The 13,848-nt window shown below is 72.3% G+C and carries 11 protein-coding genes; 6 read left to right on the forward strand and 5 right to left on the reverse strand.

Annotated elements, in window-relative coordinates:
* Positions 1–135 precede the first annotated feature (135 nt).
* Together QFZ64_RS32070 and QFZ64_RS32075 are read right to left on the reverse strand one after the other, a co-directional pair.
* A complete protein-coding gene (locus tag QFZ64_RS32070) occupies positions 136–951 on the reverse strand; it encodes a ribonuclease BN (RefSeq protein ID WP_307071941.1) in 816 nt (271 codons plus the stop codon).
* 240 nt (positions 952–1,191) lie between these two features.
* A complete protein-coding gene (locus QFZ64_RS32075) occupies positions 1,192–1,701 on the reverse strand; it encodes a pep a2 (protein ID WP_307070972.1) in 510 nt (169 codons plus the stop codon).
* Between the two features lie 379 nt (positions 1,702–2,080).
* Between QFZ64_RS32075 and QFZ64_RS32080 the strand changes: the two genes are divergently transcribed.
* The 5 genes from QFZ64_RS32080 to glgB all read left to right on the forward strand — a co-directional run bounded on the left by QFZ64_RS32080 (position 2,081) and on the right by glgB (position 9,947).
* On the forward strand, positions 2,081–2,479 hold the full coding sequence (locus QFZ64_RS32080; RefSeq protein ID WP_307070973.1) for a DUF5133 domain-containing protein: 399 nt from the start codon (positions 2,081–2,083) through the stop codon (positions 2,477–2,479).
* A gap of 66 nt (positions 2,480–2,545) precedes the next feature.
* Positions 2,546–4,546, forward strand: coding sequence for an alpha-1,4-glucan--maltose-1-phosphate maltosyltransferase (locus tag QFZ64_RS32085; RefSeq protein WP_307070974.1), 2,001 nt, complete (start codon positions 2,546–2,548; stop codon positions 4,544–4,546).
* Complete coding sequence (gene treS / locus QFZ64_RS32090) at positions 4,543–6,276, forward strand: maltose alpha-D-glucosyltransferase (protein ID WP_307070975.1); 1,734 nt, start codon at positions 4,543–4,545, stop codon at positions 6,274–6,276. The genes QFZ64_RS32085 and treS overlap by 4 nt, the downstream gene beginning before the upstream one ends.
* Positions 6,277–6,333: 57 nt before the next feature.
* Positions 6,334–7,719 carry a phosphotransferase gene (locus tag QFZ64_RS32095; protein WP_307070976.1) on the forward strand — a complete coding sequence of 462 codons (1,386 nt, stop codon included), beginning with the start codon at positions 6,334–6,336 and terminating at the stop codon, positions 7,717–7,719.
* On the forward strand, positions 7,716–9,947 hold the full coding sequence (gene glgB / locus QFZ64_RS32100; RefSeq protein ID WP_307070977.1) for a 1,4-alpha-glucan branching enzyme: 2,232 nt from the start codon (positions 7,716–7,718) through the stop codon (positions 9,945–9,947). The genes QFZ64_RS32095 and glgB overlap by 4 nt, the downstream gene beginning before the upstream one ends.
* 55 nt (positions 9,948–10,002) lie before the next feature.
* On the opposite strand, the gene QFZ64_RS32105 is transcribed toward glgB, so the two are convergent.
* Complete coding sequence (locus QFZ64_RS32105) at positions 10,003–10,407, reverse strand: ANTAR domain-containing protein (RefSeq protein WP_307070978.1); 405 nt, start codon at positions 10,405–10,407, stop codon at positions 10,003–10,005.
* 348 nt (positions 10,408–10,755) lie between these two features.
* Here QFZ64_RS32105 and QFZ64_RS32110 point away from each other — a divergent pair, with 348 nt between their 5' ends.
* The gene (locus tag QFZ64_RS32110) at positions 10,756–11,676 is read left to right on the forward strand and encodes a LysR family transcriptional regulator (protein WP_307070979.1); all 921 of its coding nucleotides are present in this window, start codon (positions 10,756–10,758) and stop codon (positions 11,674–11,676) included.
* Positions 11,677–11,687: 11 nt separating this feature from the next.
* Here the strand turns inward: QFZ64_RS32110 and QFZ64_RS32115 are convergent, their stop codons facing one another.
* Both QFZ64_RS32115 and QFZ64_RS32120 read right to left on the reverse strand, forming a co-directional pair.
* The gene (locus tag QFZ64_RS32115; RefSeq protein WP_307070980.1) at positions 11,688–12,344 is read right to left on the reverse strand and encodes an LUD domain-containing protein; all 657 of its coding nucleotides are present in this window, start codon (positions 12,342–12,344) and stop codon (positions 11,688–11,690) included.
* Entirely contained in the window at positions 12,341–13,846 is a 1,506-nt protein-coding gene (locus QFZ64_RS32120; RefSeq protein WP_307071942.1) for a lactate utilization protein B, read from the reverse strand. The genes QFZ64_RS32115 and QFZ64_RS32120 overlap by 4 nt, the downstream gene beginning before the upstream one ends.
* Positions 13,847–13,848: the final 2 nt, after the last annotated feature.

Genomic DNA, 13,848 nt, shown 5'->3' on the forward strand with positions numbered 1-13,848 from the left:
CCTCCGTCCGGCGCGTCGCCCGGTCTCCCGAAAACCCGCGCCCTCGGCCGAATCCAGGACCCTCGAGTACCCCGGCCGCCCCGCACGAACCCGCGGTCCCCGATCGGCGCGACCTCCGACCCGAGCGAACCCCGATCAGCGACTGCCGTGCCTGCGCCCGGAGGCCGCCTCCGCCCGCCGGGAGAGCGTCCCCGCCACCCCCTCCCACACCATCCGCCCGAACACGGCGCCCCCGTACACCACGAACCCGACCCCCGCGAGCCACGACTCCACCACCAGTACGGTGCCGACCGCCCCGTAGCTCACCGCGTTGGTCACCACCAGCGGCGTGAAGACCAGGATCGAGAACAGCCGAAGCCCGGCCAGACACGCCACCGTCGTCAGGGCCCCCGGCAGCAGCTCCCGCCGGCGCACCTGGTGTCCCAGCAGGAACCACGGCCCCCACCAGAAGAACAGCAGCCCCGTTCCCGCGCTGAGCGCGATCCGGTACGAGCCCTCCAGCACCGTCCGCGACTGCACCTGGAGGTACAGGTACGCCATCAGCACCACCAGCCAGACCAACTGCCGCCACACCCGGTGCCAGGGCCCCGGCGGCAGCCCCCAGATCCTCTCGTAGCCGTTCTGCACGCTGGCCGCGAACGACAGCCCGAACACGGCCAGCAGCACCCCGCCCCACACGCTGGTCGTCCCCACCACCCGGCTCGGCGGGGTGAACACCCGGCCGACCGCGCCGGCGGACCGGCCGGACAGCCCCATGCCGTCCACCAGCCACAGCGCGAACCCTCCGTGCCGCAACGGATCCGCCGCGGCCACCACGATCAGCAGGGGAGCGAGGGTGACCAGCGCGAGGGTGGCGAACCCCATGGCGCGGTGCAGCAGTTCCAGTTCCTTGGCGCGCCGGTACAGCTCACCGAGCCACGACCGGTCGCTCGGTTCCCCGGACGGCTCCATGCTCGACGGCTCCTCCCGCCCGCTCTCCCCGGTGGTCACGCCGGTGAGTTCCCCGGGCCGTACGTACGGTAACCATGACACCGCGCCCACCGTGCTCATCACGCTCACTGTGCTCATCGCGCCCGCCGCGCCCGCCGCGCCCGTCACGCGCCCCGCACCGCAGGGCGCCCCGTCCCGCACACGACCGGGCCGCCGGACGTCCGTCCGGCGGCCCGGGCACTCGAGCGGCCGCGGGTCGGGTCAGGCGTGCACCTCGGCCGCCACCGCCACCTCCTCCGAGAGCGCCAGCGCGGGCACCGGAAGGGCGCGCGGCAGGCCGAGCGCCGTGCTGATTCCGGGCGTCGGGGCGGGCGCCACCAGCGGGGACCGTTCCGCCGCCCGGGCGCGGCGCGAGAACCAGATGATCTTTCCGCCGCCGGCGGTGGCGCAGCACCCCCAGCCGTCGCTCAGCGCGGCGATCTGCGCCAGCGCGCCGCTCGGGGCGTAGTGCGGCCGGATGTCCCGGTCGCTGTCCTGGACGGCGGTGATCAGGTGCTGGCCGTTCCACCACGTCTCGAGCGTGGTGTTCTTGTCCACCGCGTGCTGGGCGATGGTGTGCAGCAGCGCGTCGGTGCAGTGACAGACGGTCTCGGCGTGCGCCTCCAGGTTCCAGTACCGGAGGTGGGCGGTCAGGATCCGGCGGATCTGGTCGATCCGTTCCGGGGTGACATCCACCTCGAGGTGGTAGTAGCAGGGTGATGCGGTCTTCATCGTCGTTGGCTCCTCACCGGCGAAGCTCTCGCTCCTCCTCGCCCTTGTGGGCCGAGCCCCGATCACGAAGCGTGAGCGGTCATCGCTCCTGAGTCACTCCCAGGGTGGGATCGCTACTCCATCCGCGCAACTCGAACCCGCCCGCCCCGCCGGTGCGGGCCCGGGTGCGGGTGGAGGGGCTTGGTGGTTGAAATCCGAACAGGACGCTTCGTGCTGTCGCGTGCACCATGAGTGAAAGCTGTCGAGGGCCGTGACCGGACGACGTGTCCGTGTACGCGGCCCTCATCCGACGCCGGAACTCCCCGGCCGCCTCCGTTGCGGCACCGCGGGAACCGGCGGAACCCAGCGGCATCCAGAGGAGAAGGAGGTGACCGGTGCGATGCCGACGCCTGCCAGGGCCGAGATCGCCCGCCATCTCGAGCGGTACCGGGAGTGGGAACGCCGGATGCTCGCGGCCCCCGACGACCCCGCGGCGCGGGACGGCTTCGAGAACGAGGGCCAGATCCTCCGCACCCTCATGGGCAAGCGCTGCGCACGGGAGGCCGCCCAGGCGGCCGAACGCCGGCTGCGCGCCGCCGACCTCGCCCCCACCCCCCGTACCGCCCCCGCACGGACGGTGCCGAAGACCCCGGAACGGCCACGCGCGACGGTCCCCCAGCACCCGGCCACCCCGCGTACGAAGGCCGCCGGCCGCACCACGACCACCCCCCGCCGCGGCACCCGCACCCCGTCCGGCCCAACCCGCCACGGCGAACCCGCACCCGCGGGCACCCCCTAGCGCTGTCAACCACCCCCCACACCCACCGCGGCCGGTTCCTGGACGGCGGAGGAGGAGGCGACACCGATGAACCCCGACCCCGCCATCGGCCGCATTCCGGTCCTGGACGTCCGGCCGCTCGTCCAGGGCGGCCGGCGTCCGGCCAAGGCCGTCGAGGGCGAGACCTTCCGCGTCACCGCCACGGTCTTCGCGGAGGGCCACGACGCGATCGCCGCCAACGTCGTCCTGACGGACCCCGGCGGCCGCCCGGGCCCCTGGACCCCGATGCGCGAACTGGCCCCCGGCACCGACCGCTGGGGCGCCGACGTCACCCCGACGGCGGTCGGCGACTGGACGTACCGGGTGGAGGCGTGGAGGGACCCCGTCACCACCTGGCGGCACCACGCCGGCATCAAGGTCCCGGCCGGCCAGGACACCGAGGTGGTGCTGGAGGAGGGTGCGCGGCTCCACGAGCGGGCCGCCGACGGCGTGCCGGACGCGGCGGCCCGGGCCGACCTCCTCGCCGCCGCCGAGGCCCTGCGCGACGACACCCGCTCCCCTCGGGCCCGGTACGGGGCCGCGCTCACTCCCCGGGTGCGGGCGATCCTGGCCGCCCACCCCCTGCGGGACCTCGTCACCGCCTCCGCCGCGCTCCCGCTCCGGGTGGAACGGGAGCGGGCGCTGTTCGGCTCCTGGTACGAGTTCTTCCCGCGCAGCGAGAGCGGGGTCCTGGACCCCACGGTGCACGGCACGTTCCGCACGGCCGCCGAGCGGCTTCCGGCCATCGCGGACATGGGCTTCGACGTCGTCTACCTCCCGCCCGTCCACCCCATCGGGACGGCCTTCCGCAAGGGCCCCGACAACACCCTCTCCACGAACGAGTCCGACGTCGGCTGCCCCTGGGCCATCGGCTCTCCGGAGGGCGGGCACGACGCCGTCAACCCGGCGCTCGGCACCCTGGACGACTTCGACGCCTTCGTCGCCCGCGCACGGCGGCTCAACATGGAGGTCGCGCTCGACTTCGCGTTGCAGTGTTCGCCGGACCATCCGTGGGTGGAGAAGCACCCGGAGTGGTTCCACCACCGCAGCGACGGGTCGATCGCGTACGCGGAGAACCCGCCGAAGAAGTACCAGGACATCTATCCGATCGCGTTCGACGCGGACATGGACGGGCTGGTCGCGGAGACGGTGCGGGTGCTGCGGCACTGGATGGACCACGGGGTGCGGATCTTCCGGGTGGACAACCCGCACACCAAGCCGGTGGTGTTCTGGGAGCGGGTGATCGGGGAGATCAACGGCCGGGATCCGGACGTGCTCTTCCTGGCGGAGGCGTTCACGCGTCCGGCGATGATGCACACCCTGGGCGCGGTCGGCTTCCAGCAGTCGTACACGTACTTCACCTGGCGCACCACCAAGGAGGAGCTGACGGAGTACCTCACCGAACTCTCCGGTGAGGCGGCCGCGTACATGCGGCCCAACTTCTTCGCCAACACCCCCGACATCCTGCACGCCTACCTCCAGCACGGCGGCCGCCCCGCCTTCGCCGTCCGCGCGGTCCTCGCCGCCACCCTCTCCCCCACCTGGGGCATCTACAGCGGCTACGAACTGTGCGAGAACACCCCCCTGCGCCCGGGCAGCGAGGAGTACCTCGACAGCGAGAAGTACCAGCTGCGGCCCCGCGACTGGGCCGCCGCCGCACGCGAGGGCCGCACCCTGGCCCCCCTGTTCACCACGCTCAACGCGGTCCGGCGCCGGCACCCCGCCCTGCGCCGGCTCCGCAATCTCCGTTTCCACCACACCGACAACGACTCCGTGCTCGCGTACAGCAAGCGCACCGGCACGGACACCGTGGTCACCGTCGTGAACCTCGACCCGCATCGCACGCAGGAGGCGACGGTGTCGTTGGACATGCCGCAGCTCGGTCTCGACTGGCACGAGGCGGTGCCGGTGCGTGACGAGCTCACCGGCGACACCTATTCCTGGGGCAGGGCCAATTACGTGCGTCTGGAGCCGGGCGACAGGCCGGCACACGTGCTGACCGTCCTGCGACCGTCCTCACCGCAGATCGGAGGGTCACCCACACCATGATCGTCAATGAGCCCGTCCCGGACACCTTCGAGGACACCCCCGCCAAGGACCGGGACCCGGACTGGTTCAAACGCGCCGTCTTCTACGAGGTCCTGGTCCGCTCCTTCCAGGACAGCGACGGCGACGGCGTCGGCGACCTCAAGGGCCTGACCGCCAAACTCGACTACCTGCAGTGGCTCGGCATCGACTGCCTGTGGCTGCCGCCCTTCTTCAAGTCCCCGCTCCGCGACGGCGGCTACGACGTCTCCGACTACACCGCCGTCCTGCCCGAGTTCGGGGACCTCGCGGACTTCGTGGAGTTCGTCGACGCCGCGCACCAGCGGGGCATGCGCGTCATCATCGACTTCGTCATGAACCACACCAGCGACCAGCACCCGTGGTTCCAGGAGTCCCGCAAGGACCCCGACGGCCCCTACGGCGACTACTACATGTGGGCCGACGACGACCAGGGCTATCCCGACGCACGCATCATCTTCGTCGACACGGAAGCGTCGAACTGGACCTACGACCCCGAGCGCAAGCAGTACTTCTTCCACCGGTTCTTCTCGCACCAGCCGGATTTGAACTACGAGAACCCGGCCGTGCAGGAGGAGATCCTCGCGGCCCTCCGGTTCTGGCTCGACCTCGGTATCGACGGCTTCCGGCTCGACGCCGTCCCCTACCTGTACGCCGAAGAAGGCACCAACTGCGAGAACCTGTCCGCCTCCCACGAGTTCCTCAAGCGGGTGCGCAAGGAGATCGACACCCAGTACCCGGACACCGTGCTGCTGGCGGAGGCCAATCAGTGGCCGGAGGACGTGGTCGACTACTTCGGCGACTACAGCACCGGCGGCGACGAGTGCCACATGGCGTTCCACTTCCCCGTCATGCCCCGCATCTTCATGGCCGTCCGCCGCGAATCGCGCTACCCCGTCTCCGAGATCCTCGCCAAGACGCCGGCGATTCCCGCCAACTGCCAGTGGGGGATCTTCCTGCGCAACCACGACGAGCTGACCCTGGAGATGGTCACCGACGAGGAACGCGACTACATGTGGGCCGAGTACGCCAAGGACCCCCGCATGCGCGCCAACATCGGCATCCGCCGGCGGCTCGCACCCCTGCTGGACAACGACCGCAACCAGATCGAACTGTTCACCGCGCTGCTGCTCTCCCTGCCCGGCTCGCCGATCCTGTACTACGGCGACGAGATCGGCATGGGCGACAACATCTGGCTCGGCGACCGCGACGCCGTGCGCACCCCCATGCAGTGGACCCCCGACCGCAACGCCGGGTTCTCCTCCTGCGACCCCGGACGGCTCTTCCTGCCCACGATCATGGACCCCGTCTACGGCTACCAGGTCACCAACGTCGAGGCCTCGATGTCCTCGCCCTCCTCGCTGCTGCACTGGACCCGCCGGATGATCGAGATCCGCAAGCAGAACCACGCCTTCGGCCTCGGCTCCTACACCGAACTGTCCTCCTCCAACCCGGCCGTACTGGCCTTCCTGCGGGAACACGGCGACGACCTCGTCCTGTGCGTGCACAACTTCTCCCGCTTCGCCCAGCCCACCGAACTCGACCTCCAGGCCTTCGAAGGACGCCACCCGGTCGAACTGATCGGCGGAGTACGTTTCCCGGCCATCGGGCAACTGCCGTACCTGCTGACCCTGGCGGGCCACGGCTTCTACTGGTTCCGGCTCCGCAGGGAAGCGGCCCCGGCCACCAAGGTGAGCCTGATCGCCAGTGTGTGACCCGAAGCACCCTCCTCCCGTGGATTCCGCCGCGTGGCCCGGAAAGGACGCGACGCCATGTCGAACACCGCAACGCTCCGCCCGAGCGGCCTGGGCGCGGGATCGCTGCTGACCTCACTGGCCGACCTGCTGCACGGTTGGCTGCCCCGGCAGCGCTGGTTCGCGGGCAAGGGCCGCCCCGTCACGGAGCTCGCCCTGCTCAGCGTGACCGAGCTGCACCCCGGCTGCCTGCACCTGCTGGTGCACGCAGGACATGCCGAACCGCCGTCCGGGGAGCACCCCCTGCACGACTGCTACCAACTGCTCCTCGGCGCCCACGAGACGCTGCCGCCGCACCTCGCGCCCGCCGCCATCGGCCGCCCCACCGAGGGCCCGCTGGCCGGCCTGATGGTGTACGACGCCCTGCAGGACCCCCACTCGGCGGCCCTGCTCATGGAACGGCTGCGCGCCCCGGGCACCGCGGGCGCCCTCGCCTTCGAACGCGACCCGAAGGTGCTGCTGCCCTCCGGGCTCGCGCCCCGGCTCCTGGACGCCGAACAGTCCAACTCCTCGGTGGTGTACGGCGACACGTACATCCTCAAGGTGTTCCGCCGCGTCCAGCCCGGCACCAACCCCGACCTGGAGGTGCCGGGCGCACTCGCCCGGCAGGGCTGCACCCGGGTTCCGGCACCCGTCGCCTGGGTGCGCACCTCGCTGCCGTGGGACGCCACCCTCGCCGTCCTCCAGCCGTATCTGCGCGGCGCCGAGGCCGGCTGGACCCTGGCCCTGCGGACCCTCGCCTCCGGGGCCGACTTCACCGACGAGGCGTACGAACTGGGGCGGGCCACCGCCGAGGTGCACCTGGCACTCGCCGCCGCGTTCCCGCTGGAGTACCCCGACCGGCGGCAGCACCGGAAGCTGGCGGCCGCCATGCGCGACCGCGTCGAGGCCGTCGCCCGCGCCGTGCCCCAGCTCCAGCCGTACGTCCCCGCGCTGAGCTCGGCGGTCGAGGCGCTCGCCGGACTGGACGCGGCCCGGCCCGCGCAGCGCATCCACGGCGACCTCCACCTGGGCCAGGTGCTGCGCACGGGCGGCCACTGGCACCTCATCGACTTCGAGGGCGAACCGGCCCGCCCGCTGCCCGAACGCCGCCGCGCCCAGTCGCCGATACGGGATGTGGCCGGGATGCTGCGGTCCTTCGACTACGCGGCGCGCACGGGCAGACCGTGGCGCCCCGAGTGGTCCCAGCGCTGCCGGGAGGCGTACTGCGCGGGATACGCCGCCGCGGCCGGCTGGGACCCCCGGCAGGAACCCGAACTGCTGCGCGCCCACGAGACGGACCGGGCCGTGTACGAGGTCCTCTACGAGGCCCGGCACCGCCCCGACTGGCTACCCGTGCCGATGGCGGCGATCACCCGTCTCGCCGAACGTCCACCGGCCGGATCGAGGAGGCCCACACCATGATCGCACGCACACGAACCCGCCCGTCCCCGCCCGCGCGACAGCCGGCGAGGCAGCCCGCGCGGCCCGCACCCCCCGGAGCGGAGGACCGGGAGCGGCTGCTGGCCGGCACCCACCACGACCCGCACGCCGCCCTGGGCGCCCACCCGGTGTCCGGCGGCGTCGCGGTTCGCGTACTGCGCCCGTACGCCACGGCGGTCACGCTGGTGACGGGGGAGGGGGAGACCGCGCTGCACGACGACGGCGACGGCTTCTTCTCCGCGCTGCTGCCCCGGCCGGAGGTCCCCCGGTACCGGCTGCGGATCGCCTACGGGGACGCGGTGCACGAGACGGAGGACCCGTACCGCTTCCTGCCCGCGCTCGGCGAGCTCGACCTGCACCTCATCCACGAGGGCAGGCACGAGCAGTTGTGGACCGCGCTGGGCGCCGAGCCGATGATCCACGAGGGTGCCGAAGGCACCCGCTTCACCGTGTGGGCGCCGCACGCGCGCGGGGTGCGGGTCTGCGGGGAGTTCTGCTACTGGGACGGCACCGCCCTGCCCATGCGCTCGCTCGGCCACAGCGGGGTGTGGGAGTTGTTCGTGCCGGGCCTCGGGGAGGGCACGCTCTACAAGTTCGACATCACCCGCCCCGACGGGAGCCACACCCTGCGCGCCGACCCGATGGCCCGGCGCGCGGAAGTGCCTCCGGCCACCGCCTCCATCGTCACGGCCTCGCACCACGAGTGGGACGACGCCGAATGGATGGCCCGGCGGGGCGAACGCCCGGTACACGAAGCCCCGTTCTCCGTCTACGAGGTCCACCTGGCCTCCTGGCGCCCGGGGCTGACCTACCGGCAGCTCGCCGAGGAACTCCCCGCGTACGTCGCCGATCTCGGCTTCACCCACGTCGAGTTGATGCCGGTCGCGGAGCACCCGTTCGGCCCCTCCTGGGGCTACCAGGTCACCGGCTTCTACGCGCCCACCTCCCGGCTCGGCACCCCCGACGACTTCAGATACCTCGTCGACGCACTCCACAGGGCGGGCATCGGCGTCCTCATGGACTGGGTGCCCGCGCACTTCCCGCGCGACGACTGGGCGCTGGCCCAGTTCGACGGGGCCAACCTCTACGAACACGCCGACCCGCAGCGGGCCTCCCACCCCGACTGGGGCACGCTGGAGTTCGACTACGGACGCAACGAGGTGCGCAACTTCCTCGTCGCCAACGCCGTGTACTGGTGCGAGGAGTTCCACATCGACGGCCTGCGCGTGGACGCCGTCGCCTCCATGCTCTACCTGGACTACTCGCGCGAGGACGGGCAGTGGGTGCCCAACGTGTACGGCGGGCGCGAGGACCTCGCCGCCGTATCTTTCCTGCAGGAGATGAACGCCACCGTGTACCGGCGCTGCCCGGGCGTCGTCACCATCGCGGAGGAGTCCACCGCGTGGGACGGCGTCACCCGGCCCACCGACATCGTGGGCGCCGGTGGCTTCGGCGGGCTCGGGTTCGGGCTGAAATGGAACATGGGCTGGATGCACGACTCGCTGGAGTACATCCAGCACGAGCCGGTGCACCGCAAGTACCACCACGACGAGATGACGTTCTCGATGGTGTACGCCTACAGCGAGAACTACGTGCTCCCCATCTCCCACGACGAGACCGTGCACGGCAAGCAGGCGCTGGTGAGCAAGATGCCCGGCGACTGGTGGCAGCGCCGCGCCAACCACCGCGCCTACCTCGGCTTCATGTGGGCCCACCCAGGCAAACAACTCCTTTTCATGGGACAGGAGTTCGCGCAGGGCGCCGAATGGTCGGCGGAGGCCGGGCCGGAGTGGTGGCTCATGGACGACGGGTACTGCGCGGCCGGTGACCACCGCGGGGTGCGGGACCTGGTGCGCGATCTGAACCTGCGGTACCGCGAGACACCGGCGCTGTGGGAGCGGGACACCTCGCCGGAGGGGTTCGCCTGGATCGACGCGAACGCGGCGGACGACAACGTGCTGTCGTTCGTGCGGTACGACGCGCAGGGTGCGCCGCTCGTGGTGGCGTGCAACTTCTCGCCGGTGGTGCGGCGGGACTACCGGATGGCGGTGCCGGCCGGGGTGGGGGTGCTGCGGGAGGTGCTGAACACGGACGCGGAGCGGTACGGGGGGAGCGGGGTGAGCGGGGGAGAGCTGGTCAAGCCGGAGCCGGAGGGTGCGCTGCGGGTGACGTTGCCGCCGCTCGCCACGGTGTGGTGGCGGCCGGAGTAAGGCGACCGGGGGGAGACAGGGGGCGGCTGGGGAGGTTGTTTCGCCCCCGCCGCCCCTACCCTTCCCGTCCCCGGAGGGCTCCGCCCCCCGGCCCCCCGAAGGATCGCGCGGTTCCCCGCGCCCCTTTTTCGGGCCCCCTCCGGTCCAGTGTTTCCTCCAGGACCGCCCAGATCTCCGGTGCGAGAACCCCCGAGCCGCCCCAGTGGACGAGTGTTTCCGCCAGGCAGCGCAGCTTGATGTTGGTGTGCTGGGAGACCTCCACCAGTACCCGCCACGCCTCGTCCGGTGTCACCCGGGCCAGCCCGACCACCATGCCGATCGCCTGGTCCACGACCGCGTGCGAGGTGACGGCCTCTTTGAGCTGGCGGTTCTCCTCCTCGAGGGCGAAGATCCGCTCCGCGTCCGCGTCCGCCCCCGTGTGGTCCTGCGGCTCCTGCCCTGCCCGGGCGCTCGAGGTCATCGTCCCTCCGGGATCCTGTTCGGGGCCCACCGTGCGGGGCGTTGCCTCCATGGTCGCGGCGCGAGCGGCTGTGTGCGAGCCGGGACGCAGCGTCACGGGTACGCCGCCGCGCTCCCGGCTGGAAGCCGGAACCGGACAGGAAGCCGGCCGGTACCGCGGCCGACGAGCTCCTGTCACGCCGTACCCGCCGGGCGTCCCGGCGGTCCTGCCCGGTGAACTGGCCGACGACGTCAAGTAGGACACGTCGCCCGGCGGGCTCATGCGTGCTTCGTGTTGCGATTCGGGCATCGCGGCAGCTCAGCACGGTTTCGAGTGGGCGCGGCCGGCCGGGGCGCGTACGCTTCCGGTATGACCGAACCGGCCTCCGCGCCCGATCTCGACCTGCGGCTCGTCCGCTACTTCGTGGCGGTCGCCGAGCACCGGCACTTCGGTCGGGCCGCCGCGCAGCTGCACCTCACCCAGCCCTCGCTCAGCCGCCAGATCCACCGGCTGGAGCAGCTGCTCGGCGCACGCCTGCTGGACCGCACTCCGCAGGGCAACACCCTCACCACGGCCGGGGAGGTCTTCCTGCCCCGCGCCCGGACCCTGCTGCGGTCCGCGGGCCAGACCGTGGCCGCCACCCGGGCCGCCGCCGAGCCGAGCCGACTCCTCGTCGGCTACACCCGCGGCCTGATCGTCACCCCCGCTGTCCGCGCACTGCGCCGCCGCCACCCGGACGCCGACGTACAGGCGGTGTTCGTGGAGTTCGGCGAGGCGGCCCCGGCCCTGCTGGAGCACCGCGTCGACGCGATGGTCACCCGGCTGCCCGTCCCGACCGCGGGACTGCGGGTGACGGTGCTGCGCGAGGAGATGCGGATGCTGCTGCTGCCGGTCGACCACCCCCTGGCCGGCAAGGAGTCGCTCGGCCTCGACGACATCGCGGGCGAGCCGCTGCTGCGCGTGCCCGACCCCGAGTGGAACGCCTACTGGCGAATGGAACCCCGGCCCGACGGGAGCTCCGTCCCCGACGGACCGCTGGCCGAGACCTACGAGGACAAGTTCGAGCTGGTCGCGAGCGGGGAGGCGGTGGCGATCGTCCCCGCCGCCCGCGACGGCGGCGTACCGCGCCCCGATCTGACCGTCGTGCCCCTGCGCGACGTCCCGCCCAGCCATGTCGTCCTCGCCACCCGCGCGGAGGACCGCAGCCGTCTGGTGGCGGCGTTCGGCAAGGCAGCCGAGGCGTACCTCACCGAACCGGACGACTACACGACCACCGGTCCACTGCGCTGAAGGCCGTCACCTCACACGCCGCCGAGCAGCACGACCTCCAGGGTGCGCGGCCCGTGCACCCCCTCCACCCGGTCCAGCTCGATGTCGCTCGTCGCCGACGGCCCGGAGATCCAGGTCAGCGGACGGCGCGGAGCCAGCCGCTCCACGGCCTGCGGTACGGAGCCCACCACCTGGTCCGGCACGCGAACGACGCAGATGTGGTGGTCCGGGATCAGCGTGATCCGGCGGCGGCCCTGGTCCGGGCTCCCGTCCAGCACCAGCGTGCCGGTCTCGGCGATCGCCACCGCGCAGCCGGTGACGACGCTGTCCACCCGGTCGAGCTCGGCCGCGGTGCTCTCCGCCCTGTCCGCCACCCGGGTCACGTCCGCACCGGTGCCGGCCAGCCACGCCTCGTCGAGCCCCGGCGGGACGAGCACGGACCGCGCGCCCCGTCCCGCGAGCAGCCCGGCGATCAGCGCGGACAGCTCCGGCACGGTGGCGCACCGGTGCACCACCGCCCGGTAGTCCGCCAGGTTCTCGGCGAGCAGCTCGACGGTCTGCGCGACCGACCGTTCGCCGTGCTCGCGCAGGTAAGTGCGGGGGAGGGCCCGTTCGTACGGCGTCTCGTCCGGCGGCACGTCCGCCAGCGCGCGCCGCACCCGCCCCAGGATGACGTCCCTGCTGCTCACTCGGCCCCGCCCTTTCCGCCGTCGGTCTTTCCGCCGTTCGTCCGCTGCCACCAGTCCCGGAACGGTTCGGCCGGCACCGGCGGCAGGTCCCGGCTCCCGCTCCACGCCCGGCCCGGACCGGGCAGCGTACGGGGGTGGAGGCGGCGGGTGCGCGAGGCGAGCCGCTGGCCGGCGCGCAGGACACCGGGGCGGGAGAACGCCCAGCGGGCGGCCCGCATCGCCGCGCGCTCGGCTGCGTGGCCCTTGGCCGGCTTCAGCACCACCTTGGCGCCCTCGCGCGTCACCGTGCCGCCCTGGGCGACCCGCTCGCGCAGGTGCACCAGCACCTCCGGGATGTCGATGGCCACCGGGCACACCTCGTAGCAGGCCCCGCACAGCGAGGACGCGTACGGCAGCGAGGCGTCGATCTCGCTCTCGGTGCCCCGCAGTTGGGGACTGAGGATGGCGCCGATCGGGCCCGGGTAGACCGAGCCGTAGGCGTGCCCGCCGGCCCGCTCGTAGACCGGGCAGACATTCAGACAGGCCGAGCAGCGGATGCAGCGCAGCGCCTGCCAGCCGACCTCGTCGGCGAGGGTGTCGGTGCGCCCGTTGTCCAGCAGGACCAGGTGGAAGTTCTTCGGACCGTCGGCGGAGTCGGAGTCGGAGTCGGAGTCGGATTCGGAGTTCGTGGTCCCGGTCCACATCGAGGTGTACGGGTTCATCCGCTCCGCCGTCGACGAGCGCGGCAGCGTCTGCAGGAACACCTCCAGGTCCTGCCAGGTGGGCACGATCTTCTCGATGCCGACCACCGAGATCAGCGTCTCCGGCAGCGTCAGGCACATCCGCCCGTTGCCCTCGGACTCCACCACGACCAGCGTGCCGGTCTCGGCGACCACGAAGTTGGCGCCGGAGATGCCGACCTTGGCGCGCAGGAACTTCTCCCGCAGGTGCAGCCGGGCCGCCTCGGCGAGTTCGGCGGGGGAGTCGGTGAGCCCCTCGGGCGCGGGGCGGCCCCACTCGCCCATCTCGCGCGCGAAGATGTCCCGGATCTCGCCCCGGTTGCGGTGGATCGCCGGGACGAGGATGTGCGAGGGGCGGTCTCTGCCCAACTGCACGATCAGCTCGGCGAGATCGGTCTCGTAGGCGTGGATGCCCTCGGCCTCCAGAGCCTCGTTGAGCCCGATCTCCTGCGTGGCCATCGACTTGACCTTGACGACCTCCGACTCGCCGGTCGCCCTGACGAGTTCGGCGACGATCCGGTTGGCCTCGTCGGCGTCGGCGGCCCAGTGGACGACACCGCCCGCCGCCGTCACCGCCTCCTCCACCTGCACCAGATAGCGGTCCAGGTGGCGCAGCGTGTGGTCCTTGATCCGCTTTCCGGCCTCGCGCAGCTCGGCCCAGTCGGACACCTCGGCGACCGCGTGCGCGCGCTTGGCGCGGATGGTGTGCGTGGCGTGGCGCAGATTGCCGCGCAGCGTGGTGTCGCGGACCGCGTCGTGCGCGGCCTTCGGAAACGCGGGCATCC

Origin of the sequence: Streptomyces sp. B3I8, assembly GCF_030816915.1 — a bacterium.
GTDB lineage: Bacteria > Actinomycetota > Actinomycetes > Streptomycetales > Streptomycetaceae > Streptomyces.